The 24598-nt window shown below is 54.0% G+C and carries 25 protein-coding genes; 4 read left to right on the forward strand and 21 right to left on the reverse strand.

The features are described from left to right. Positions 1–120: 120 nt before the first annotated feature. The 6 genes from MKZ15_RS14625 to MKZ15_RS14650 form a co-directional block, all read right to left on the reverse strand. Positions 121–837: a hypothetical protein gene (locus tag MKZ15_RS14625; RefSeq protein WP_339816672.1), complete on the reverse strand. Its 717-nt coding sequence runs from the start codon at positions 835–837 to the stop codon at positions 121–123. Between the two features lie 131 nt (positions 838–968). Next, on the reverse strand, positions 969–1676 hold the full coding sequence (gene ric / locus MKZ15_RS14630) for an iron-sulfur cluster repair di-iron protein (RefSeq protein WP_339816674.1): 708 nt from the start codon (positions 1674–1676) through the stop codon (positions 969–971). Positions 1677–1835: 159 nt separating this feature from the next. Continuing rightward, positions 1836–2402 (reverse strand): FAD-dependent oxidoreductase, encoded by a 567-nt coding sequence (locus MKZ15_RS14635; protein ID WP_193415892.1) that lies wholly within the window; start codon positions 2400–2402, stop codon positions 1836–1838. Positions 2403–2460: 58 nt separating this feature from the next. Continuing rightward, the gene (locus tag MKZ15_RS14640) at positions 2461–2778 is read right to left on the reverse strand and encodes a helix-turn-helix domain-containing protein (RefSeq protein ID WP_068785129.1); all 318 of its coding nucleotides are present in this window, start codon (positions 2776–2778) and stop codon (positions 2461–2463) included. Positions 2779–3011: 233 nt separating this feature from the next. Continuing rightward, complete coding sequence (locus MKZ15_RS14645) at positions 3012–4094, reverse strand: Gfo/Idh/MocA family oxidoreductase (protein ID WP_339816676.1); 1083 nt, start codon at positions 4092–4094, stop codon at positions 3012–3014. After that, positions 4087–4857, reverse strand: a complete 771-nt coding sequence (locus tag MKZ15_RS14650; RefSeq protein WP_155605589.1) for a sugar phosphate isomerase/epimerase — start codon at positions 4855–4857, stop codon at positions 4087–4089. Before MKZ15_RS14650 ends, MKZ15_RS14645 begins: the two co-directional genes overlap by 8 nt. A gap of 184 nt (positions 4858–5041) precedes the next feature. Here MKZ15_RS14650 and MKZ15_RS14655 point away from each other — a divergent pair, with 184 nt between their 5' ends. Then, positions 5042–5863: an AraC family transcriptional regulator gene (locus MKZ15_RS14655; RefSeq protein ID WP_193415890.1), complete on the forward strand. Its 822-nt coding sequence runs from the start codon at positions 5042–5044 to the stop codon at positions 5861–5863. Positions 5864–5943: 80 nt separating this feature from the next. Here MKZ15_RS14655 and MKZ15_RS14660 read toward each other — a convergent pair whose 3' ends face one another. Then, positions 5944–6639, reverse strand: coding sequence for a TerC family protein (locus MKZ15_RS14660; RefSeq protein ID WP_213622541.1), 696 nt, complete (start codon positions 6637–6639; stop codon positions 5944–5946). Between the two features lie 454 nt (positions 6640–7093). Between MKZ15_RS14660 and msrB the strand changes: the two genes are divergently transcribed. After that, the gene (gene msrB, locus MKZ15_RS14665; protein ID WP_155605503.1) at positions 7094–8074 is read left to right on the forward strand and encodes a peptide-methionine (R)-S-oxide reductase MsrB; all 981 of its coding nucleotides are present in this window, start codon (positions 7094–7096) and stop codon (positions 8072–8074) included. Positions 8075–8132: 58 nt separating this feature from the next. Here msrB and MKZ15_RS14670 read toward each other — a convergent pair whose 3' ends face one another. Next, positions 8133–8702, reverse strand: coding sequence for a CGNR zinc finger domain-containing protein (locus tag MKZ15_RS14670; RefSeq protein ID WP_193415887.1), 570 nt, complete (start codon positions 8700–8702; stop codon positions 8133–8135). 133 nt (positions 8703–8835) lie between these two features. On the opposite strand from MKZ15_RS14670, the gene MKZ15_RS14675 reads away from it, so the two are divergent. Then, the gene (locus MKZ15_RS14675) at positions 8836–9318 is read left to right on the forward strand and encodes a DinB family protein (protein WP_193415886.1); all 483 of its coding nucleotides are present in this window, start codon (positions 8836–8838) and stop codon (positions 9316–9318) included. A gap of 27 nt (positions 9319–9345) precedes the next feature. Here MKZ15_RS14675 and MKZ15_RS14680 read toward each other — a convergent pair whose 3' ends face one another. After that, positions 9346–10008 (reverse strand): YitT family protein, encoded by a 663-nt coding sequence (locus MKZ15_RS14680; protein WP_155605506.1) that lies wholly within the window; start codon positions 10006–10008, stop codon positions 9346–9348. Positions 10009–10453: 445 nt separating this feature from the next. Between MKZ15_RS14680 and hmpA the strand changes: the two genes are divergently transcribed. Continuing rightward, positions 10454–11668, forward strand: a complete 1215-nt coding sequence (hmpA, locus tag MKZ15_RS14685; RefSeq protein ID WP_339816679.1) for an NO-inducible flavohemoprotein — start codon at positions 10454–10456, stop codon at positions 11666–11668. A 74-nt stretch (positions 11669–11742) separates the two neighbouring features. On the opposite strand, the gene MKZ15_RS14690 is transcribed toward hmpA, so the two are convergent. The 12 genes from MKZ15_RS14690 to MKZ15_RS14745 form a co-directional block, all read right to left on the reverse strand. Beyond that, positions 11743–12255 (reverse strand): Crp/Fnr family transcriptional regulator, encoded by a 513-nt coding sequence (locus tag MKZ15_RS14690; protein ID WP_155605508.1) that lies wholly within the window; start codon positions 12253–12255, stop codon positions 11743–11745. A gap of 147 nt (positions 12256–12402) precedes the next feature. Then, positions 12403–13329: a hypothetical protein gene (locus tag MKZ15_RS14695; protein ID WP_339816680.1), complete on the reverse strand. Its 927-nt coding sequence runs from the start codon at positions 13327–13329 to the stop codon at positions 12403–12405. A 15-nt stretch (positions 13330–13344) separates the two neighbouring features. Further along, positions 13345–14709 carry a nucleotide sugar dehydrogenase gene (locus MKZ15_RS14700; RefSeq protein WP_336244923.1) on the reverse strand — a complete coding sequence of 455 codons (1365 nt, stop codon included), beginning with the start codon at positions 14707–14709 and terminating at the stop codon, positions 13345–13347. A gap of 44 nt (positions 14710–14753) precedes the next feature. Beyond that, positions 14754–15566 (reverse strand): response regulator transcription factor, encoded by an 813-nt coding sequence (locus MKZ15_RS14705; RefSeq protein ID WP_155605510.1) that lies wholly within the window; start codon positions 15564–15566, stop codon positions 14754–14756. 134 nt (positions 15567–15700) lie between these two features. After that, positions 15701–17098, reverse strand: a complete 1398-nt coding sequence (locus MKZ15_RS14710; RefSeq protein ID WP_155605591.1) for a glycosyltransferase — start codon at positions 17096–17098, stop codon at positions 15701–15703. Between the two features lie 43 nt (positions 17099–17141). Beyond that, positions 17142–17897 (reverse strand): hypothetical protein, encoded by a 756-nt coding sequence (locus MKZ15_RS14715; RefSeq protein WP_193418589.1) that lies wholly within the window; start codon positions 17895–17897, stop codon positions 17142–17144. Positions 17898–17922: 25 nt separating this feature from the next. After that, on the reverse strand, positions 17923–20169 hold the full coding sequence (locus tag MKZ15_RS14720; protein WP_339816684.1) for a hypothetical protein: 2247 nt from the start codon (positions 20167–20169) through the stop codon (positions 17923–17925). Positions 20170–20873: 704 nt separating this feature from the next. Next, complete coding sequence (locus MKZ15_RS14725; RefSeq protein ID WP_193418593.1) at positions 20874–21209, reverse strand: YolD-like family protein; 336 nt, start codon at positions 21207–21209, stop codon at positions 20874–20876. After that, positions 21206–22441, reverse strand: a complete 1236-nt coding sequence (locus MKZ15_RS14730) for a DNA polymerase IV (RefSeq protein WP_155605513.1) — start codon at positions 22439–22441, stop codon at positions 21206–21208. The genes MKZ15_RS14725 and MKZ15_RS14730 overlap by 4 nt, the downstream gene beginning before the upstream one ends. After that, positions 22438–22824 carry a hypothetical protein gene (locus tag MKZ15_RS14735; protein WP_155605514.1) on the reverse strand — a complete coding sequence of 129 codons (387 nt, stop codon included), beginning with the start codon at positions 22822–22824 and terminating at the stop codon, positions 22438–22440. Before MKZ15_RS14735 ends, MKZ15_RS14730 begins: the two co-directional genes overlap by 4 nt. A 200-nt stretch (positions 22825–23024) precedes the next feature. Beyond that, on the reverse strand, positions 23025–23771 hold the full coding sequence (map, locus tag MKZ15_RS14740; protein WP_155605515.1) for a type I methionyl aminopeptidase: 747 nt from the start codon (positions 23769–23771) through the stop codon (positions 23025–23027). A gap of 6 nt (positions 23772–23777) precedes the next feature. Beyond that, positions 23778–24470, reverse strand: a complete 693-nt coding sequence (locus tag MKZ15_RS14745) for a TetR/AcrR family transcriptional regulator (protein WP_213622548.1) — start codon at positions 24468–24470, stop codon at positions 23778–23780. Positions 24471–24598: the final 128 nt, after the last annotated feature.

Consider the following 24598-nt stretch of genomic DNA (forward strand, 5'->3'; position numbering starts at 1 on the left):
TAATTGTGAAAGAATACACAAACTTTTGTCATAACTATTTTCATGAACCTATTGAAAAAATCCGCAACCCCGGTTATGACCAGGACTGCGGATTCCATAAGTTTTGTCGAGTACCTACATCTATTTCTGCTTTAAGACAATTTCCACATTGTCCTGTGGCTTTAATCTCATATCCAGCCCCGTATCCAGCAGCTTCTTTCCGTTCACCTTCAGGATCCAATGTTCGTTCTCTTGGGGAGTATACCCGCCGACCGATACGATGGATTTGTTGGTGGGACTAAACTGAACGATGCCGCTGCGTTTCAGAAGATCCCTGACCGTCGTGTTATCGTCGTATTTATTGACGTAATACTTCTTCTTCGGACTGCCCCCATCGATAATCAATAGCAAGGACGCCTGCTGCGGGATCGCTTCAAAGCTATCGACCGTCTTGACATAGACGAGCAGCTTGTCGCCAATCTTCAACTCATGATCCCAGTCGCTGGGATCCAGCTCTTTGTCATTCAACTGCGTTCCCCACTCCAGGGTAGAATCCAGCGACACTTCCCCAACCGATTGGATTGCCGATTGATCCTCCGTGAACCTCACGATCCCACTGCTCTCCAGCGCATGACGTGCCGTTAGCCCAGCCATATAATCGTAATGCAGGCTGCGCGTCACATCGGGGATAAAGGTACCCCCGTCGATCGTCAACGTGATGTCGTGGGGTTGTTCTTTGTCGGCTCTCTGTGCTTCCGCCGGTGCCGGTTGATCCGTAATTTGGCCTTGGGCGCAAGCCGTCACGATTATTGCTATTCCTGCCATCCATCCAACAAGCCATCGCCATCTCTTGTGCATTGCCGCCCCCTGCCCTTCTCGTATCATTGTCCCAACCCGGGCAATAGAATATTCCTTATCTTAAGGATACCGGACAAGGCGCAGGTTCTCAAATTTTATACAAACGGCGGCTCGCGGAAGCGAAAGGCCACTTATTCTGTGTATCGCGGGAATAACACGTTATTTTCAAGATGTACATGCGTAAAGGTCATTCCCTCCAACTCCTCCAGGCGCGCGTAAGTCAGACGGTACGTCGTGCAGGCATGAGCCGGCGGTTGAAAATCCCCGGTGAGCTCGCGCAGCTGTTTCAAGATATTCCCTGCACCGTCATGCTCCGATTCCAAATCGGCAATCGCGCCCTGCAGTTTTTCGAGCACTTCCGGTTCGCGGCCTGCATCCCAGTTGAGCATCTTCGGAAATACCTCGGCCTCCTCTTTGTCACTGTGCGCCAACAGCTCACGCCGCAACTCGCCGAACAATCGGGCCACCTCCAGCAGGTGAGGATCTATTTCACCGTGAACGCGCGAGACCTTCGTCACGTATTTTTGAATTTCCGGGAGCTCCTCCCGTAAATAACGGTGATGTTTGCCTACGATATGTTCAACCAGGTCCGCAGATGACGCTTGAAGCCAGCCTTCTTCTCCTCCTGTATGCGGATGCTCAGCTAACATACGGTTCAAGTCCTCCAGCAACAGCTCTACCGGAACGCCGCTTTCTTCCGCTGACTCGGTAATTGGACGGTTTCCCCCGCAGCAAAAGTCGATTTTCCGTTGCCGGAAATAATCCGCAGCTTTGGGAAACCGCAGCACGATATCTCGAACTTTATCGGTCATTTGAAATTCTATTGGATTGATATTCATTTCTAAAACCTCCTGAAATAATGAAGTCAAGCTTACCTCTTCACCATACTTCACGAGGTACACCTGCTTGGTGATTGCGCTCACTTCGCCATAAACCTGATTGCCTTATAAAATAAAAAGGCCCCCTGTCTCAGGAGGCCTGTCGTATGTTCTTATTTATTACTTAAGTACGTCGTGATCAACGTAACGCTCGCCATTCAGCTCACTGATCAGCTCGATTGCAACCTTCGCACCGTCACCGGCGGTGATGATCGTATGCACGCTAACCCCAGCAACCGTTCCTGCTGCCCAAACGCGCGGAATGCTCGTACGGCCCTCGCCATCGGTAGCAATCACGGTTTTGATTCTAGGTTCCCGGCCATCCTTCAGCTCCAAGCCGATAGCGCTTGCAAGATCGGTTAAGGCACCAGTGGCTAATACGATATGGGACGCTTCATAACTGCGGCCGGATTCGGTCTTGACAGTCACTTTCGATCCGCCGTTGGTATCTACGCCCGTCACTTTTTCTTCAATGAATTTCGCGCCGAATTTCTCCGCTTGCTCCCGCCCGATCTTTAGAAGATCCGGTCCGGAAATATCCTTCGCGCCGTAATGATTCTCGATCCATGCCCGTTTGGTCATGCTAGCGTTGCTGTCCAGAACGAGCGTTTCTTTACCCGCTTTGGCTAAGAAAAGCGCTGCGCTGGCTCCCGCCGGTCCTGCTCCGATAACAATTACCTCAGCCACAAGTACACCCACTTTCTATTGTTTTCATGCCGCCCGCTCGCCGGTAACGGCATGCCGATCACTTGATCCACTCCGTTGCCCAAGCTTGAACTTCATCCATCACCGGACGAAGCGCACGCCCCTTTTCGGTCAATTCATATTCAATACGAACCGGTGTCTCAGGATAAACGTGACGGATCAGGATCCCTTCACATTCCAAATCCTTCATCCGCTCCGACAACATTTTATCGCTCATGGAAGGAATCTGATTGGAAATATCCTTGAATCGTTTCGGCCCGCTCATCAGCGTATTGATGATCAAACCGTTCCAACGTTTGCCGAGAAACGAAAAAGCCGATTCAAAACGCGGACACATCGCATGAGAATGCTCATCCATAAAATTCACCTCGTTATCATTGCCCGCCTAAAGGCTTAAGACTTACATTTTGTTAGTATATTTCATATTAGCACATTTGTCCTTGGAAAGTAAGGGGGTACCCTTGTCATTTGAAAAACGGCCGCCTTGGCGGCGGCCGCTAATATAGTATATTACGCTGGTTGTAACTTATACCCCCGCATCTCGGCGGCTGAATCCGTTACCATTTACGTTCACCAAATCGATGGGTAGTGTTAATCAAAATAAACCGTTTTTCCCGTTCTCGCCGACTCATAAATGGCTTCCAAAATTTCCGTTACGACGAGCGCTTGCTCCGGCTTAACGAGCGGCTCCTTATCCTCAAGAATGGCCTGCACCCAAGCTCTCGCTTCGCGAGTGGCATCGGTTTCCTGCTTGCCTTCGAAAAAAGCGACGCCGCCCGAGCCCAAATCGACCTTCGTCTCGTACAAACGGCTCAATTTCTCGCCATTGAGGCGAAGTCCGTTGGTCATATCCGCTCCGCCTTCCGTGCCGCACAGCAACGTTTTGGCTTCGCCGATTTCAACCACATTCAGCGCCCAGCTTGATTCAAGGATGATCGTAGCGCCATTCTTCATCGTGATGAAACCAAACGCGGAGTCCTCCACTTTAAATTCTTCAGGATTCCATGGACCGAACGCGTTCGCCGCATTTTCGCGGTTCCCGAGCTTATGGAAGACGGAGCCGGTGACGCTCTTCGGCTCGTAGTTGTTCATCAGCCATAAGGTAAGATCAAGCGCATGGGTACCGATGTCGATCAGTGGACCGCCGCCCTGCTTCTCCTCGTCCAGAAATACGCCCCAAGTAGGCACCGCCCGGCGGCGAAGCGCCAGCGCCTTGCCGAGATAAATGTCCCCGAGTTCGCCATTTTCGCACAGCTCTTTCAAGTACAAGCTATCGTTGCGGAAGCGGTTCTGGTAAGCGATCGTCAGCTTTTTGCCCGTGCGTTTGGCCGCATCGAGCATTTGACGAGCCTGCTCAGCCGTTTTGGCCATCGGCTTCTCGCACATCACATGGCGGCCGGATTCCAGCGAAGCGACGGTGATTTCCGCGTGGGAGTCATTCGGCGTGCAGACATGCACGACTTCGGCATCGCATTCCGCTAACAATTGGCGGAAATCCGTATAAACCTTGGCGCCTTCCGCGCCATATTGTTCCGCAGCTTTGGCTGCGCGCTCCTGGACGATGTCGCAGAATGCGATCATTTCCACCTCAGGCTGCTGAGCTAGGCTTGGCAAATGCTTACCGTTCGCAATCCCGCCACAACCGATGATCGCGACTTTCAACGTTTTAGACATGAAGCTTACCTCCCTTTTCCGCGTAGGCACGCACCCACTCCATGCTTGTTTGGATGCTGTCCAGCGGATCTGCGGCGCAATAATCCTGCTCCACGATCAACCATTTTACGCCTGCTGCGATCGACGCATCGCCGATGTCCGTAATGGCGATTTCTCCGCGGCCCAACTCAACCGTTTCCGGAGAACCGTCCGCTTTCTTAACCAAGTCTTTCCAGTGCACCAGCGGAAGCCGCCCTTGGTATGTCGCGATATATTCCAGCGGATCCGACCCGGCAAACGCAACCCAGCAAGAGTCGAGTTCAACCTGCAGCAAGGATTCGGGAACTTGCTCGTATATCGCATCTAGCGCCGGTTTGCCCTCGTGCTGCAACGTCAGTTCAAAATCATGGTTATGATAGCAAAGGACCAAACCCTCTTCTTTGCAGCGCTCTCCGAATATTTTCAGATCCTCGATGATTTCCGACCAGCGGTTGCGATCCTCCTCCGCCAAATAAGGAACGATGATATAACGGCTGCCAATCGCTTTATTAAACGCCAATTCCTCATCCAAGGCTTCCTTCAACCGGTTATATGGAGTATGCGCACCGATCGCGGTCAAGCCCGTTTCCCGCAATATTTCCTGCACCTGCTCTACCGAGCGACCGTAAAATCCGGCAAACTCCACACCTTTATAACCAAGTTTCGCCACCTTGCGCAGCGTTCCCTCAAAATCCTGCTCCAAATGATCTCTTACCGTATACAACTGCAAACCAATCTGCGTCATCTTCTCGTTCACCTCATCCATAGTTGTGGTATAACCTAGAACTCCATTCATGCCATCAGATGGATCCATATAAAGCGCTTTCCATGTACCATGGTATTTCAAAACGCTCCGTTGTAAAATGAATAATATGATTGAAACATGAACAATCTGGTCATTTTTTTCGAAGACCCTGTGGAGGACACCAATGAAGGAAGAAGCAAACCTGCAAATTTTGCATGCCGGCTATTCGCTGCACCGCAAGCCATTCCACACGACGCAAATAGACGGACACGAGAATTATCTCATTCGCCTGCAAACATTAGGCAAATGCCGTTCGCGATTAAACGGGCGGCTAGAACTTTTGGAACCCGGCGATTTGCTGCTGTTCGCCCCGGGGGATCCCTACGAGCTGAAAATTGAAGCGGAACCGAACAGTACAGGGGAACCGGCGGTTTCCAGCGGCGATTACCATATTTTTTTATCTGGGGAATGGATCAAAGCCTGGTGGAACCGCCGGCCGCTTCCTCATCGACTGAAGGTTCCCTTGTCCGAGGGCATCGTTGGAACCTTCCGTCAGATCATGCTGGAGCAGCGCCGCATCTCCAACCCGACACCGGAAATATCCGAATACTATTTAAAGATCCTGTGCATGGAGATCGAACGAAATTTACTGGAGCAGCCGCAACCTACCTATCCAACCTATCTTGCCCACCGCCTGAAAAATTATATTGAAGAAAACGCTTCCACTCCCTTTAAGCTGGAGGACGCCGCAGTCCACGTCGGCATCAGCGTGTCGCGGGCGGTGCATCTCTTCAAGCAGGCGTTTGGCACCAGCATGATTCAATACACCCTGGACGTGCGACTAAACATGGCGCGCGAGCGGATCATCTTCAGCCCCTTATCGCTTGAGCACGTTGCGGAGAGCTCCGGTTTCCCGAGCTACAATTATTTCCACAAAGTTTTCCGCAAACGTTTTGGGATGTCTCCCAAACAATTCCGCCAAACCTCCCGTGACAATGGCGCATAGTGTTGGGTCTGCCTGAAATGCAAACAACGCCGTGGGGTGGCCATTGTAACGGCCGCCCGCGGCGTTGTTCTTTTTTACCCTTAACCTCCGTTGGTTTGCGGTATCGCTTGGCGAAGGCGCGCTTTACGCTTCTTCATTTGGGTGCCAAGCAGCACCACCGCAGCGATGACGAGAATCTCGAATCCGTATTTGATCCAAGGGCTGGCGAACCAATCGTGGATCAGCGGCTCTTCGACGATCATCTTGGCTGAGGTCCAAGCCAGTACGGCTGCACCGATCGTGATCACGATCGGATAACGTTCGGTCAACTTCAGAATCATCGTGCTGCCCCATACCATAATCGGTACAGAAACGGCGAGACCGATAATGACCAGCAGGGTGTCCCCATGCGCTGCACCCGCTACGGCTAGCACGTTATCGAGGCCCATCATCGCATCAGCGATAATGATCGTACGGATGGCTGCCCACATTTGGTTGCCTGCTTTTATTTCGTGGTTCTTCTCCTCGACCAGCAACTTATAGGCGATCCAGACAAGAGCAAGGCCGCCGGCGAGTCGTAATCCCGGGATGTTTAGCAGCTGCACGACAAGCAAGGTCATGATTACCCGGATCACAATCGCGCCAATGGTCCCCCAAATAATGACTTTTCTCTGATCCTGGTGAGGCACGTTACGGGCGGCAAGGCCAATAACGATCGCGTTGTCTCCGGCTAGGACGAGGTCAATCAGGACGATGGATAATAAAGCCATCCAAAATTCCGGCGAAAATAAATCCATATTCTCTCCCCTTTCTAATTTCCATGCAGCGATCCCACTTTTTCCGGAAAAACCGCCTCACGACCGACCGCTGACTTTGTTGTAAAGGTAGTGTGTCAGGCCTACGGACAATTGATGCGGTAGGGATTACGGGAACAATCCCCATCAGTGATCCAAAAAAAATACGCCGTGTCCGTATTGGGCACGACGCAATTTATGCATCAAAAGAGACCTTCACCCAATACTCGCTACGGGCAAAGGTCTCGCTAACAACATTTCGTTGCCAATAAAGCCGGGGGTATGTATACTCCCGTAATGACGACTTTATTGTAGCAGCTACTCCCCTTTGGGAACCATGCATGTTTAATGGAGTTATTATAGCACGTACTCCAGGAGAGCACCAGCCTTTTATGCAAAGCGTTTTGGGTTTGGTGCAAAAACAAGTTATAATAAGGAGCGAAACGGAGGGATCACAATGAGTCCAGCGTCAAATTCCAATGTCAAACTGGCCACTTTTGCCGGAGGTTGCTTCTGGTGCATGGTTTCGCCATTCGAAGAGCTGCCCGGCATTCACGGGATTATTTCCGGATATACCGGCGGTCATACGGTTAATCCAACTTACGAGCAGGTTTGCGCCGGACACACCGGCCACTACGAAGCCGTGCAGATCACGTACGACCCGGCCGTGTTTCCTTACCGCAAGCTGCTGGAGTTATATTGGCAGCAAATCGACCCGACGGACGAAGGCGGCCAATTTCATGATCGCGGCGAATCGTATCGCACCGCGATTTTTTACCATGATGAGGAGCAGCGTCTGGAGGCAGAGGCTTCTAAGCAAGAGCTTGCGCAAAGCGGTCGCTTTAACAAGCCGATCGTCACACCGATTTTGCCGGCGGCGCCTTTTTATCCTGCCGAGGAATATCATCAGCAATATCACAAGAAAAACCCGGGCCATTATAAGCTGTACCGCAAAGGCTCCGGACGCGAGGACTTTCTGGAACGCCACTGGTCCGGCCCGGAGGATCCAGAGGAACTGAAGCGCCGGCTGACCCCGATGCAATACGAGGTGACGCAAAACAACGCGACCGAGCGGCCGTTTACAGGCGAGTACTGGGACCACGAAGAAGAAGGGATTTATGTCGATATCGTCTCCGGCGAGCCGCTGTTCAGCTCCCGCGACAAATACGACGCAGGCTGCGGCTGGCCCAGCTTTACGCGCCCGCTCCGCAGCTACCACGTCAAGGAAAAAACCGACACGAGTCACTTCATGATCCGCACCGAAGTGCGCAGCCGGCTGGGCGACTCCCACCTGGGCCATGTCTTCGAGGATGGCCCGGAACCAACGGGCCTCAGATATTGCATTAATTCCGCGGCGCTCCGCTTTGTACCGTTAGCGGATCTAGAGAAGGAAGGGTACGGAGAATATCTTTACCTGTTCCAAGATACGCAAGAATAAAGAAGCTAGTACAGAACAAGGCTGCCGATCCCGGCAGCCTTGTTCTTCTGGGAGAGGATCATGATTCTTCGCCCCGCTCCTCTCCGGCCTTTTTACGGGCACGAAACCGCCGCACCTTCATGAGGTTGCCGCACATTTTATCATCGCAGTATTTTTTCGTTCGATTTCGCGTATCATCATAAAAAATCCAGCGGCAATCAGGGTTATCGCACACGCGAATCCTTCCCGTCTCTCCCCCAAGTAAGGTTTCGCCGAAGCTCGCGGCGATTTCCGCCCGCACATGGCGCCAATCCTCCGTTACCGGAACATATACCAGCCGAACCGCTCCCGGCCGGCCAATCAGACGGCGACTCACTACATCAAGCGCTAAATGCTCGTTGAGCAGCTGCCAATCCCCATCTTCCATGCCGCCGCCGTCCGCCAATTTGACGGCTAGCAGATGCAAACGCTCCCGAAAATGACGCATTGCCGAAGCTGCTTCCGCAGGCATCGGTACGGGTGCGGCGAGATGCCAGTCGCTAAGGAATCGCTCTTGCCAAGCCCGTAGTTCCAGCCGATCTTCGCTGCGTCCGCTTCCCCGCCAGTCATGCCATTGGCTATTTAGAAAATCACTCCATAATGTCTCCAACTCCGAAGGCCTCCCCAAGATGTAACGACCAAATCTATAAATGAATAGTTACATTCTTACCATCTTCTGCTACAATACCATTGTAACCCTTTAAATATGGATTAGCCAGTTACAATGACGAGGAGGAGATCAGATGAGCGTAAGTGCCGTGGATTTACTCGTACTGCAAAAAGACAACACTTGGGAATTAGAGGAGTGGATCGTACCGTTGTCAACGGCTTTGGCAGGCACGACCGCCGAGCAAGCCATTTGGGCTCCGCCGGGCGGCGGCAACACGATATGGCAAACGGTCAGTCATATTAATTATTACAACGAGCGGATGCTTAGCCGCCTAAAAGGGGTGGAGCCGGACGCTCGCGTGGAAACCAACGAGGAGACCTTCGCTGGCGGAACGCCGGATGAAGCCGTGTGGGCAGAGGTGCTGGCGGAAACGAAACGGATTCAGCTGGAACTGCGCGAGGCGATCGCTTCCTTATCCAATGAGGAATTGGAAGCGCCTTACGCGAATACGAACGAATCCGTGGGACGCGAGTTCTCCCGCTGGATGCTGCATGACGCCTACCATGCGGGACAAATCGTGTTGATTCGCAGGCAGCAGGGTTCTTGGAGATCCTGAGAAATCAAAAAAGAAACGGCCCGAGCCTTAAGCTCGAGCCGTTTTCTCTTTCATTGGGTAAGGCAGACGCATCGGCGCCAGTTGTCCCTGTCCGTAATGGACGGTCCAAGTAATCATTTTCCCAGCGATCAGCACCGCCAGTATCGTAAACATGGTTTCTTTGAATGGTAAATATAACAAGGAGACCGTCAGCACGACCGCATCCATGATGATAAACATCGTACCGATTTTGATGCCGGACCACTGGCTTAGCAGCATGGACAGAATATCATCCCCGCCGCTCGCTCCACCTGCCCGCAACACGAGTCCTGCCCCGAAACCGGTCAAGAGCCCCGACAATAACGCAGCCAACGGCAAGTTGTTCTGCAGGTTCATCGTCAATGGCGAGTATTTCTCGCACAGCTCGTAAACCAGCGAGAACGTCAGCGAAGCCGCCACCGTATTGATCACGAACTTATGGCCTTTCAGCCACCAGGCGAGTACCACGATCGGCAAATCCAGCGCGATCATCGTCAATGCCGGAGGCAGGTTAAACAGGTATTTGCCAAGCAACGCTAGGCCGACAAATCCGCCTTCCGACAATCCGTTCTGAAAATTGATGTGGTAATACGTAAAAGCCAATAAACTAGATCCTAGCAACATCGTAAATAATCGAGTACCGTACGTTTGCCATCTTGCTTTTGTCCTCATTTGGAATCCCTCTTATCGTAGTTTGGTTGACCATCCGGCAACACCCTACGGAGCAGATCCATGAGGAGTTCATCCTTCGCATGATTTCACGCTTCTTTCGTAGGTTTGTCGCCAAATTACCGACTAGCCACGAAAGGAGCTAAGTATAAGAGAGATCACAACGTTTCCAAATCGTCCTTTGGGATTTCGTCCTTCGGGGACACATGGTATCCTGATCCTTTCTGTTAGAATTTCTTCTATTTATATTATACCACATATCTGATCATGACTGCACGGGACAGTCTACAAGCTTTTTTATTTATTAGCGAATAATGTGATACTTGTCATTGCATTTTAGTAACAGTTCACATTTTGGCAACTTTCAATGTGACAGAAGTCACCTTTTTACGTGCTGACGCTTCCTATACTGAGGTGGAACGAAATTTTCTAGAAAGAGGGTTCACCCATGCTTGACGCCAAAACAATTGAGATTATCAAATCTACGGTACCAGTTCTTGAGATCCATGGACAAACCATTACGAAAAACTTCTATCAGACGATGTTTAAAAATCACCCCGAGCTGCTGAACGTATTTAACCATGCCAATCAACGTCAAGGTAAACAACCTACGGCGCTGGCCAATGCGGTTTATGCCGCCGCCGCCCACATCGATCGTCTGGAAGAGATTCTCCCGGTCGTTCGCGGGATTGCCCAAAAACACCGGGCGCTGGGGATCCAACCGGAGCATTACCCGATCGTCGGTGAGAATCTGCTTGCGGCAATCAAAACGGTGCTTGGTGACGCAGCAACCGATGAAATTCTCGATGCCTGGGGCAAAGCCTATGGCGTGATTGCTGACGTGTTTATCAGTGTAGAGGCCGAGATGTATCGTGAGACAGCGGAGAAAAAGGGCGGTTGGCGCGGATTTCGCCGCTTTGTCGTTGAACGTAAAGTCCCCGAGAGCGATGTGATCACCTCGTTCTACCTGAAGCCGGAGGACGGCAATGAGATCGCCTCCTACTTGCCGGGACAATATATTACCGTCCGCGTAAAGCCGAAAGGCCAGGAATATACCCATCTGCGCCATTACAGCTTGTCTGCGGCACCCGGGCAGCCCTATTACCGAATTTCGGTGAAGCGTGAGGAGGCCGCCGAAGATCGCCCGGCGGGTGTCGTTTCCACCTACTTGCACTCCCATATTGGGGAAGGCGACGTGCTTGAACTCAGTGCTCCAGCCGGTGACTTCACATTGGATCAAACGCAGAACCTGCCGCTTGTGCTGTTGAGCGGCGGCGTTGGCCTCACCCCGATGGTCAGCATGCTGGAAACAGTGCTGCAAAGCGGAGCCAAGCGAGATGTCGTCTATATCCACGCCGCCCGCAGCGGCAAACATCATGCCATGAAGGAGCACATCGACGAACTCGCACAGACCCACGATAACCTGCGCTCTTACACCGTATACGAAACGCCGGAAACCGGCGATAGCAGCGACAAAGCCGGTTACATCGATCTTCCTTGGCTCAAGACGGTCACAACGGCCGATAGCGACTTTTATTTCTGCGGACCGGTACCGTTCATGAAGGCGGTTCGACGCGCCTTGAAGGAATGGGGCATTCCGGACGAACGGATTCACTTTGAATTTTTCGGCCCGGCGGACAGCCTGGAAGATACGATCAACTAGTTCCCTTGAAGACCAACAAAAAGCGCGGACACGGGAAATCTCCCCTCGTCCGCGCTGTTGTCATCTATTCAGGTTTAGGCCCGTTCGTGTCCATGGCCGCGCAACAGCCGGTTGACCGTTTCGCGACGCACGCCGATCAGTTGGCCGATTTCCTCCTGGGTTAAGTAATCGGTCAAGGGTACGCCATGGGCGTGCTGACCCAGCCATTTCGTCAGCAGCTCCAGCCGTTCGGCCGGCGTGCCGACCGTTAAATGGTCAAGCCGCTCTTGCATGAAACGTACCTTCTCCTGCAGGAGCTGAGCAACCTCAAGCGGTTTCTGCGGATCCTCCTGAAGCTCGCGATACCACACCTGAGAAGGAATCGCCTCTACCTCACTGCGCATCAAAGCAATCGCCGTCCCGTGCACCTCTTTCGGGGTGATCAGGGAGTGATGGGGCACGGTTTCCCCCGGGTACAAGATATTAAACAAGACCATGTTCCCGTTCTCATGCAGTCGTGTCACTTTGAACAGTCCGCTTTTGATATGGTACAGAAAAGAACCGTCGTCCCCTTGCCGGAACAAGATTTCGCCTTTATGTAATATCATGACAATCTCTCCATTTCTTCAAAACGCAATTATTTTTATTATAGCAAAAATGGGGAAGGCTGTCCCGAACTCCTAATGCGAAGATCCGGTCTTTCAGGGGGGCGAGCAAAAGGCTGTCCCGTCTATATCTAGGGGACAGCCTTCGGTTTAAGGCCCACTAAGTTTACTGTGCCAAGCCTCATAACTATGAACGGCAATACCGGCAAACGAGTTGTGCTTTCTTCCCAGTTCCTCCAACCCTTTCATCTCCCGGTTCAGCGAGGCAAGCGGCTGTTTATGGAAGGAAATGCCAGGCCCTTCCTGGCTTTCGCCCACCTCGACGCCAACCCATACCCGCTTATTTTGCCGATCCGCTTCATTCAGCGTGCGCTTCGAGATTTCATAGATGCGGCCTGCGACATCCCGATACGCCATGATCGCCAAATAATCGAACTGGTCCACCATCCAATTGCCAAGCGGCAACTTCAGGGTCCCGCTCGGGTGGTCGATCTGGTCCAGCCAGAACGGAACGGCCGCACCAATCGCGAGCTCATTATACCTCGCTTCTTCCGTCCAGGCGCGGACGCCTTCCATCCACTGTTCCACCACGGCTTCCTGATCCGTCTGCCAGCGGTCCAGCAAATAGGGCTCGACGTCCAGCTGTACACCGGTAAACCGCTCTTCGGCCCTCGCTTCCCGGTTGTAATCGACCACCCACTTCAAAAACTCCTCGGCCTCGTTCCTGTGCTCCCGCAGCGCCCAATCCGGGTGGCCGCTTAAGGCATGCACCTGAATGCCGGCTTTAGCAGCGGCTCGGATGAAGCTGCGATAGTTCTCCTTCCCCACCCCGCCGCCGATTTGCAGAAAGAGGGTGTCCACGCCCTGCTTGCGTGCAAAGGCCAGCACCTCGCCGGGATGCTGTTCGATGACCGTGGTCTCCCAGATCCAGGTGGCTTTCGCTTGTGAACCCGATGGCCGGATAAAAGCCAATAAAACAAGCAAAACCATCATTAGCATCCCGCCGAGCGCAAGCAGGGCTGGCCGCTTGCTTCCCGGAAAGGCCCGAAGGCGAACGAATATCGGCTTTCTGAACATCAAGCTCCTGTCCTTTTATCCTACGATCAGCGCAGGAGACTCTTCGTTGACCTGCGCAACGGAGTGTCCAATCTTGTAGACATGCGGCAGCGGATACTCACGGAACGCATTACGCGTATCGACGATCGGCACGCCGAGGCGGGCGATCCCCTCATAATCGAAATTGCTGTGATTGGTCACCAACACGATGCAGTCGTAGGCCTTGAATTTGTCGAGCTCGTAAGCAACGCTGTGCACGACGCCGCCCGATTTTTCACGGAAGCTTGCCGCATACGGGTCATAATAATCCACTTTGGCTCCGCTATCCTTAAACAGCTCGTACACCGACAAACCTGGGGATTCGCGCAGGTCGGCGATATCGGGCTTGTAAGCCATGCCGAGTATGAGAATCCGGGATTTCTTGATCGATTTAGCGTATTCGTTCATGATTTTGGACGTCTTGTTGACGACGTAATATGGCATGTTATCGTTGGTTGACTGCGCCAGCTCGATGAACTGGCTATAGAAACGGAAACCCTTCGCTTTCCAGCTCAGGTACATTGGGTCCAGCGGAATGCAGTGACCCCCGATGCCAGGTCCCGGATAAAACGGCATAAACCCAAACGGCTTGGTCTTCGCCGCATCGATCACTTCCCAAATGTCGATGCCCATGCGGTCGCACATCATGGCCATTTCGTTGACAAAGGCAATGTTGACGCTGCGGAACGTATTCTCCAGCAGTTTGGACATTTCCGCTACTTTAGGCGAAGAAACCGGCACGACCGTTTGGACATACCGGGAATACAGTGCCGTCCCCAAATCCAGGCAGGCCTTCGTCGTTCCTCCGATGACCTTCGGGGTATTGAAGGTGTTGAATTTCGAATTCGATGGATCCACCCGCTCCGGTGAAAAGCAGAGGAAGAAATCTTCGCCAGCCGTATACCCCAGCTTCTCCAGTTCTTGTTGGATCAGCTCTTCGGTCGTCCCCGGATAGGTTGTGCTTTCCAGCGTGATTAGCATGCCCTTCTTCATGTATCGTTTCAACTGATCCACCACGGTGACGATGTAGGAGGTATCGGGGTCCTGGTTTTCGCTCAGCGGCGTCGGCACGCAGATACTGACCGCGTCAATTTCGGACAAATTCGCATAATCCGTGGTTGGAAGAAACCGTCCCGTCCCCATCGCTTCCGCCAATGTTTGGGAAGAGATATCGTGGATATACGAATCTCCACGTTGGATTTTATCGATTTTCGCGACATCAAGATCGATGCCAACCACCCGGAAACCCTGCTTTACCATTTCGACCGCTAGCGGCAGTCCGACATAGCCTAGACCCACAACGCCTAATACGGCGGTTTTCGATTCAATCGCATTCATCAGCTTCTGGTAATGATTATTCACAGGTTTCTACCTCCATTTTTTGTCTGTAATTGATTCGGGTCAAATTATTGGATGCAACGCCGAATTCGGGCATCCAGCTCCACCGGGGAAAACGGCTTAGTGATGTAATCGTCCACCCCGTTTTGGAAGCACAAGCTGATTGTCTTCTCTACGCGTTGTTCCGTCAGGACGACGATACTCGGCATCTCCTCGCCGCTCGCCTGCTGGATTTGATGTATATAAGGCAGACCGTCGATGCCGTACAGGTTCAGCTCCGTCAGTACCAGATCGGGCTTCCAATCGGTGATCAAATCCAACGCGGTGATGCCGTTATCGGCTATCATCGTCTCATAGCCCTGCATATTCAGCCGGATTTGTAGGAATTCGCGTACCGCCGGGTCTCCCTCTACGATCAGGATCCGGCTTTTTACGAGCAGCAAGTCCGCTTTCGTAAAAATATGGATATCATCGGAGTAATTCTGCTTGGCTTTCTCCTCCATTTGACTCAGCAGCTGCGGCGTGATTTCCTCCCGTGTAGAGAAGCTGGACAGCGCCATCCGCGGACGATAATCGGCAATGCGCTCCTGTAGCTGCTGCTTCAGCCGCAAGCCTTGATAATGGACGGCATCCAGCGCCAGGCCCGGCAGTAGTACCGCCACGCTCCCCGGCTCGTCTCCGCCCCATACATCAAACTGAAGTCCCGGTTCGGATTCCAGAATTCCCCGCACTTGGGAAGCCACGTAAGAGGGGCCGCCTGCGGAATAAATGAACAGCACCCCGTTCACCTCGTTGGCCGTTTCCCTCACGCGTTGTTCCATGTCGGCATATAAGCCGGATCGTTCCGTTTGGTTTTGCAGTGCCATCAGGTTTGACATCATTCATTCCCGCCTTTCTTCTTCCGTAAGTTTATCCTTGTTTGGTTATTTCGTGGATCCAAGCCTTCCCTTTACCCTATCATCCCCTTTCCGGCCACCGGCCGCGAAGCGGGGGGAGGAGGAGAGATGCCCGAAGGCTATGCGGATTTGGCCGGTTTCGCCGTTTTGGCGGCCGCCTCCCCTTTGTCCTGCCAGCTTTGGCGGGTCATCGTCCCCCAGGAATTGTTGTTGCGCAGAAACTGGATATGCCCTTGAATCCGCCACAATCCCCCGAGCTGTGCGTAACCGAAAAACTTGAACGCCGAAAACAACAGCAGCTTGCACAAGTCCGACAGCTTATTGAACCGCTTGAACGCGAGTTCCTCAAGGAGTAACGCCCCGATGCTGAGCACGTAACCGCTGAGGAAGTTGATCAGCCAGAACACCGCAAGGACCCGCCAATGCGTCATATCGAGCAACGTGTACCCGATCAGGGCGAGCAGCCCGGTAACTTTGAAATAAGGGTTTAATGCTTCAAAAATGATGTTGTACGGCATCGTCAGGAGCCCCATCACCTTGTATTTCGGATTGAAGGCCATGTCGTAGTTCTCGATCATGTTCTTCAGATTACCACGGCCCCATCGCTTGCGCTGGTTGGACAGAATCCGGTACGTATCCGGCGCCTGCGTCCAGCACACCGCTTCCGGACAAAACGAAATACGGTATTTCAACTTATTCTCCAGCATATAACGGTGGAGCTTGATGATGATGTTCATATCCTCGCCGGGATACCCTCCGCGATAACCGCCGACGGCGATGACATAATCCTTGCGGAACAGGCCGAACGCTCCCGACACAATGATTAGCCCATTGATCGAGCTCCAACCGATCCGCCCTCCGAGGAACGCCTTCAGATATTCAGTAGCCTGGAACATCGGCCAGATTTTACGGGGCAGCGAAACTTCCTTCACCGCCCCGTTCTCGATCACGCAGCCGTTGGCGATTCGCACGTCGCCGCCGATGGCGACGGTCTCCTCCGGGTTCTCCATATACATGCGGGCCATCCGGATCAACGCATCCTTCTCCAGCAGCGAATCGGCATCGATCGAAGAGATGAGCGGATAATGCGACAGGTTGATGCCGGCATTCAGCGAATCGGCCTTGCCGCCGTTGGGCTTGTCGATGACGTACAGATGTGGATACTTCGGGTTATGGTACACCGCCGTAATCGGTTGGCAGTCGATCGTGTGACGGATGTCCGGATCCGGCAGCAGCATCAACTCGAATTCGTCCCGTAGCACCCCCAGCGTGTTGTCCTTGGACCCGTCGTTAATCACGATCACTTCGTAAGTCGGATAATTCAGGGTTAGGAGGCATTTGACGTTTTCGATGACCGTGATCTCCTCGTTAAAGGCCGGCACCAGCAACGAAACCGGCGGTACCAGTTCGGAACCGGACAACGTGTTGTATTTCGAATAGGCAGCCCGGCGGAAGATCGTAAGAATTTGCCGGAACGAAAAGGTCATGATCGAAAAATAAACCAAGTTGACCGTCATGACGTAATACGTCGCAAACAGGCCATAGATCAGCAAAATATCTCTAAGCAGTGGTCTCCCTCCTCTCAAGCGCAAAAGCAAATCGTCCCAGTGCCGGTGCCTCCTCCGGCACTTCTTGTCCTCGCATCGCAGCCAGCGCCACCTTGACCAAATCCTCGTTATCCTCCTTCAACAACTGGAGCAGAAGCCGGCTCGCATCCAGCCGTGTCTCCATCAGGATATCGGCGGCAAGGTGGTGAATCGGCTTGCCGTGGCGCAGGAGATGGACCAGCATATCCCTAAGCTGCTGCTCCTGTTCCGCGCTTTTGGCGATCGAGCGGGCAAGCACGATGCTCAGCGGACTATATTTCTGATGCTTCAGCATCTCCAGCAGCCGCGGCACCGCTTCGGCCGCCCGCATTCCGCCGAGGCGGTAGGCAGCGGCGATCCGCCGCCCGTAAAACAAGCTGTCGAGCAACTTCAGGTCTTCCCGGACAAAACCGGCGTTGTAACATAAAGCGATCAGCTTCTGCTGCAAATCGCCCTTAAATTGTTCGATCCACTCGGTTACCCGTTGCTGGATCACCCGCCGCTCCAGATCCCCAAGCTTGCCGGGCGGTAGCGGAAGCTCCTCGGCATCGCCCAGATGGGCTTGGAGGAACAGGAAGTAATCCTGATGCTTCCGTTGATATTCCTTCGTTTTGCGCTGAATGCGCAAATGCCGGATTTTCATATAAAACAAGAGCAGCATGCCTATGCCGATCAGCCCCAGGCATACATAAATAAAGGCAATTGCCAGTCCAAGATGCTGACCCGCCATCCTGTTTTCCTCCTTTCGGCGCCAGTTATTCTCCCGTCGTTCGCCGATCCGGCAAGCTTTGGTAGAACGCCTGCAGGGCGTAATAACCGGACTTGAGCCGTTCGGTATACTGCACGGTTTCCCATGGCTGCCACACGTATTTCGGGAATGCGTCCAATGAGACGTTTTCCCGGGTTTCTCCGCTTTCCGTTCCCGGACCCAGAACCCCCGCTTCGCCCCGCTCCATGATCCATGGAATTAGGGTCAGGCCGTCCGATTCGGTCGTCGAGAAGGCCCGGTCCTCCTTCAAAGGCCGGTAGTCAATCACTTGCCGCGAGCTAGGATCCGCAAAGCCCAGCAGCATCCAGGGAATGCGTAGTTCTACCTCATTGCCGCTGTACTGCCAAGAAGCAAGCGAATTGAACGCGGCGTTTCCCGGATCGGTGGTGCCGCGAATCAGCTTGCCGACGGTCATGTCCTGGAACGGATGAGCGAAGCGGGTGTCGGGCGGCGTCATCGTCAAGCTTACCGCCAGCTTCCAAGGTTGAAACGCTACAGTTTGCTCCTCCGTAGGATCGTCAAGCATCCAATATCCGTATCGCCCGTAAAGCCGGCGATGGAAATCGTAACTTGGCGCCGTCAGCACTTCGGTCTCCTCGTCATTTCCGATCTCCACGATCGCCTCCAGGCCGTCGCTCAGCGTTCGCCCAGGCAGCTCCGCCACCGGCTGATTCCCGCCGGGCTGCGTATCTGCGCCAAGCCGGATCAACCGCTTGGCCGGGTCGAACGGGTCGCTTAGCTGAAGACCCACGTAGACATAAGCTTCGTCGTGCGTGACCTGCAATCGGTCGATCCCTGCCGACGGACGATCCCAGGCTTGGACCTCCCCTTCCGGCAGGGATTCCCAATCCTCCAGCTTGCCGTCGATCATGAGGTCGTCCTCTTTACCAGGGCCCATCGACAACAGACCGAATTGTTTTTCATTGGTCAACACGTTTAACCAAAAAGCGCGTCGATCCTCCGGGATCTCAAACCGCATCGTATTCCACGTTTTCTTGAACCATTCATCCTGCCACATGAACAAGATGGCACCGGCATACCCCGTATCGTAAATATCCTTCGTCAGAGAGACGTTGATCTCTCCCTGCTCTTGCTCGTTGTGGCCGCCCTGATTCCGTCCGCCCCGTCCGAGGTGGGAGACGCCCAGCGAGGAAGGAACGCCATATTCGGTAATCATCACCGGGATGTCCTTATAGTAATTTTTTAGCTCCTGCAAATAAGCCTTGTAGGTGTTGAAGTCCCCATCCCCATCAGGGATCGTCTCCAGCGTTTTGTCTAGATGGAAAAAGTCCGGATAATACGGGTACGCATGATAAGCGGCGAAATAACCCGCTTCCCATTCCACGGGCCGAATATGCGTAGCGTCGACGCTGGCCAGGTCCTCCTCGAACAACGGTTCACCGGGATGCTGCAACACATCCGTCGTCACCCAGTTCGTAAACGTGATGGGATGCTCCCACCCGTACGCGCGTTCCTTCTGGGCGGTGTCGTCTACCAGCTCTGCCAGCCAGCTCTCGAATGGACTCGCCTCGTCTGTCGCCGTGAAATGCTGCCCTTGATACGGCGGAAGTTCAGCGTGCTTGCGGTTCGTGTTATCCACCATCTCCGGGTCCCATTCGGTGCCGATATGCCAGGCCATCAGGTAGGGACCGGCATTTGCGGTATACTTGCCGCCCGACGTTCCCGGCTGTTTCGGGACCTTCAAATCGCCGTAAACGGCTTTAACCGCCTTTTCGATCTCTCGGTGAAAAGCCTCCTTAATTCCGGGAATGTAAGCATCCTGCTGCTCGATTAACTGCTCCTCCGGCGACCAGATGCCTTGGATGAAATAGAGGGGGTCCTTCCCCTTGTCCCGGTTGTATTTAACCAGAGACTTGTAGAACACCGGATTATGCACCGTATAAATTCGAATCACATTTGCGCCCATGTCATCAATCTGCTGGAACCAGCGCAAGTAATCGTCTTCCGTAATCGGAAATTCCCCGGGAAAATATCCCGGCACCGTCGCCCCCAGGTTGACGCCTTTGACGAACAACTCCTCCCAACTGCTTTCGCCGTCATAGGCGAGAAGTTTGTCGCCTTCGGTACGGAACTTCAGCTCCGTTCCGTCCTTTGCCGCATAGCTGTAATGAGGCGGCGGCCAATTTAGAACGGCCAGAACCACGCAGCCTGCGATGAAGACGCCCGCCAGGACAAGCCCCATCGCCAACCTTTTTTTCGCTAATGTCGTCATCGGATTACCCTTATTTCACCTCGCTGTTCTTCTTTTCGTGCTCGTTCTGAACAACCGAATCCCCCGGCCGCACGCCGACATTCCCGAGGAGCACAGCGTCCTATCGAACGGCCGCTTTCTATGCAGCTATACAGGTGATGATTCAGTATGGCCGATTCGCACCTCCGCTTCTCAAAATCACTATTTATCATGAACCAAGCGCCCCTATCATGTAACTAGGCTAATGGGAGTGTTTTACAGCTGGGGCTGTTTTCCGGGGGAGACGGATTTTCGGCATCTCTGTCCCGCTTGGTCATTTCGTGATATTAGACGTACAAAATTCATCTAGGTTTCGCTCAATTTTTACACCCTTTTCCATAATGGTTACAAAATTGATACCAAAGTCTTGTCTGAAAATCGCGTCATTCTGCGGTTTTCCACGATTTTCTAAGGTTACAGCCCTTGTCAAAAAAAGCTTCCCTGGTCCCAGCCTGGGACTAGCGTTTTTCCGTCGTTTACGATGACGGATTTTCGTCGGGCCATCCCGCCTTGATCGGCGACTTCCTTCCTAAAAAATGACGTTTTCCCGCCCTTTTCCATCTTGGGGCTCGAAATACAGATTTCACCAGACGTTAACAAAATAAGCTCCCCATCCGCCAGCGGCAGATCAGCAGCTTAATAGATTTACCTTCGTTTAACGCGGGCTTTACCCGTCGTTGACTTGCCTAATCGGTCTCGGCTCCAACAATGTCCGCGAACGCGATCCACTCGGGACCGGCCTCGGTCTGAAGGCGCGCCTGTCGCCCTCCGGGGTCGACTCTCGTCACGGTTCCTAGGACCTCCCGCCCCTGCCATTCCCCGAAGAGATGCAGGCGCACCGGCTTCCCGGTCTGCAGCGAGGTCGTGAGAAGGCGTGAAATCCGCTCAAGTTCCTGTTCGTCGAGGAAGGACCGCGCCTTGCGCTCCTGGCTGCGGTTGCCCCGCAAAATCGCCTCCTTGTGCTCCGGCAGCATCATCCGCGACGACTCCCATAATCCGTTGCCATACAGCTTTCCTTTCATCGGTAATGCCCTCCAATCTTGCCGGCTCGATCCCGCGCCTGACCGGCACCCGTCAGCGATACCGCGCGAAAAATCGCCGATTCCCCATAACGACGTTTGATCTCGTCGGTGGCCCGTTCGAGCGCTTGGTATCTCGGCCGTTCATCGAACAAGGTCAGTTGGTATTCGTCGTCCCGCACCAGCCCGGTTAACGTGACCCCCACCTTACGGACCGGCTGGCCGTCCCAATGACGGCGGAACAGCCGCATCACCCCGTCGTAAACCTGCATGGTCACGTTGGTCGGATCGGGCAGCTTCATCTGCCGGTAAAACCCGGTCGGATGGTCGAAATCCGCCCCCCGGCAGCCAACGCTGACAACCCCGCCCATGTAGCCCTTTTCCCGGCACCGGCGGCAGACAAGCTCGGTCAGCTCCAGCAGCGGTACCGCCGTCTCCTCCATCGAATAGTAGTCGCGGGGCAACGTCATTTCATGACCGATCGACTTCTCCCCCTGATGGCTGTTCGGGTCGACCGGCGAGTCGTCCATGCCGTTGGCCAGTCGCCACAGCACTTCGCCGTTGACGCCCCAGCGCTGCCGTAGCCGCGCCAGCGGTAGGTTCGCCAGCTCCCCGATCGTGCGGATGCCCATTCGCAGCAGATGGCGCTCCATGCGGGAGCCGACCATGAACATTTGCCGGATCGGCAGCGGCCATAGCACCTTCGGAACGGCTTCACGAGGCAGAACGTACAGGCCGTTTGCATTTTTCTTGGCGAAATTGTCGCAGGCCATTTTGCTGACTGCCTTGTTGTAGCTGATGCCGAAACGGCTGTAGATGCCGGTCTCGCGGCGGATTTTCTGCTGAATGGTCAGGGCCAGCGTCTCCGGCTCGCCGAACAGCGACAGGCTGCCGGTCACGTCGAGATGCTGCTCATCGATGCTGTACGGCTCCACCAGATCGGTAAACTGCTTCATGATGTTCGTGATCTGCATCGACACGGCGATGTACCGCTCCATACGCGGCCGCATCACCACCAGGTCCGGACATTTTGCCAAAGCCGTGCCCAGCGTCTCCGCCGTTGTCACTCCATACTGTTTGGCCAGCGGACAAGCGGCCAGCACGATCCCCGAGCGCCGTTCCGGATCCCCGGCCACGATCAGCGGGCGGTTCTGGTGCTGCGGATGATCAGCCTTCTCCACGCTGGCGTAGAAGGATTGGCAATCCGCCATCATGATCACGCGCTCCGATTTCATGAGAACATCCCCTCTTTCGTTACATCCATCCCGAGATAGGTGTAAAGCCGGCTGATCAGCTCCGCTTTAACCAGCCCCCACAGCATGGAAAACTCATACGTGTAGCCCCGGCATAAATAGCGGGCTTCAATCCCCAGGTTCGTCCGCCGCTCCTCAAACACCTTCAATCCATGCTCGCGCATGCTTTGGCGCACCTGGGTCAGATCGGCGGTTGCGGCGTTCTGAAGCAAACCGATCAGCCCCTTATACACCTGCGGCAGCTTCAGCGAAGCCGACGCCAAAATGCGCCGGTCCCGTTCCAGCGCATCGAGCAATAGGGGAAGCAGCACGTATTGCTTGATTATCTCCGCCTCCTCCTGCGTTTGCCAAGGAACCGGGCTCATGCCGCTCCCTTCTTCATGCTGTCTGTCATAAACTCACCCTCTAATCAGAACGTTTGTTCCTATTATATTCATAATACGAACAAACATTCCCTCTGGCAACAGGTTTATGTTGGATAATTTGGCAGGGTGAATGCGCATGAAAAAGGCTGATTCCCCCTGTCCGTCGGACTTTGGGAATCAGCCTCTTTTCCTGTTGACGCTTATTGAGCTGTTAAAATCAGCGGTCCGTCCGCCATCAGCGCGATCGTATGCTCATACTGGGCCGACCATTTGCCGTCCGCCGTGCGCGCCGTCCAGCCGTCGTCGTCAATCGCAATGCGGAACGTGCCTTCGTTGATCATCGGCTCGATCGTAAACACCATGCCTTCCTTAAGGCGAATTCCCTTGCCCGCCACGCCGATATGCTCATAGTTAGGCTCCTCATGCAGACTACGCCCGATCCCGTGACCCAGCAGATCGCGTACGACGGCATAGCCGTTTGCCTCCGCATGTTTCTGAATGGCCGAAGTCACGTCACCTAACCGGTTGCCCGGGAGCGCTTGGGCAATCCCCAGCTCCAGGCATTCCTTCGTCACCCGCATCAGCCTTTCCGCTTCGGGACTCACCTGACCCACGGCGTAACACCAGCACGAATCTCCGAACCAGCCGTCCGCTTCCGCGACAATGTCCAGTTTAAGCAGGTCGCCGTTCTGCAGCGGCCGGTTCGACGGGAACCCGTGGGCGACCACATCGTTGACCGAGGCGCAGGTTTCGGCGGGGAATCCGTTATAACCTTTCGTAAACTGCTTGCCGCCCAGCTTCGTAATATGCCGAGCCACGAAATCATTGATCTCCTGCGTCGTGATCCCGGGCCCAATCATTTTGGCGACCTCCCGATGGCAGTCCGCAACGATCTGGTTCGCCCGCTTCATCTCTTCGATCTCCCGCGGAGATTTTAATATAATCATTTGTCTTCACTCCTTCAATGGTCCATCGGGTATGGTGCGCTCCGATAGCCGATGCAATAACAAGCGAGCGATGCCCTCTGCCTCACGATCCAGCGTCCCGCGGCGCAGCGGAAAGCTCGCGCAACCGGCCAAGGCGGCCAGCAGCATTTCCGCCTGCGAGACTTGCTCCGCCGCGTTCGCCCCCCGGTCAGCCGTTCCGGAAGCGACGATCTCGCCAGGATCAAGCGGTTGGCCGCGCCTAAGCACCGCTGCAAATGGCAGCAGCACCTCGCGGCGGAACGCATCCGTCAGCGGTAACGCTCGCGCCTCCGGCAGCAAGCGGAAGTCTTCCGCCGCAAATTTATACAACAAGTAAACGCCGTGATCTTCGGCCCACAATTTCAGCAGCCGGGCACCTTCCGCCACGAGGGGATCCGCCTTTGAGTCAATGCCCTCCTTAGGGTGAATGTCCCCGGGGGCTCCCCTGCCCATCCATTCCCCGGCTCGATCCATCGCTGTCCAAAGCACGTCGTGCAGCAAATCCCCTTTATTACTGTAATAATGGTAAACCGTTCCGTAACCGAGCCCGGCTTCGGCTGCTACATCCCGAATTTCCAGCGTCAGACCTTTATCAAGAAATACATCGGCGGCCGCCATACGAATTTGAGCAAGCCGCCGCAATCGGATCTCTTCATTTTGTTCCTTCGTACGCGGTGTCATCCGCCTCATCCCCTTTTATTTTTGACCTACTCTCATGTCAATATAAAACAATTTGAGGAAATTGGCAAGCGGGAAAGACCCGAATTTTTAAGCCTAACCGATGATTTCTCGTTTAGCTTAACCAGCCC

This window comes from Paenibacillus sp. FSL R7-0216 (assembly GCF_037969915.1).
In the GTDB taxonomy this organism is placed as follows: domain Bacteria; phylum Bacillota; class Bacilli; order Paenibacillales; family Paenibacillaceae; genus Fontibacillus; species Fontibacillus rhizolycopersici.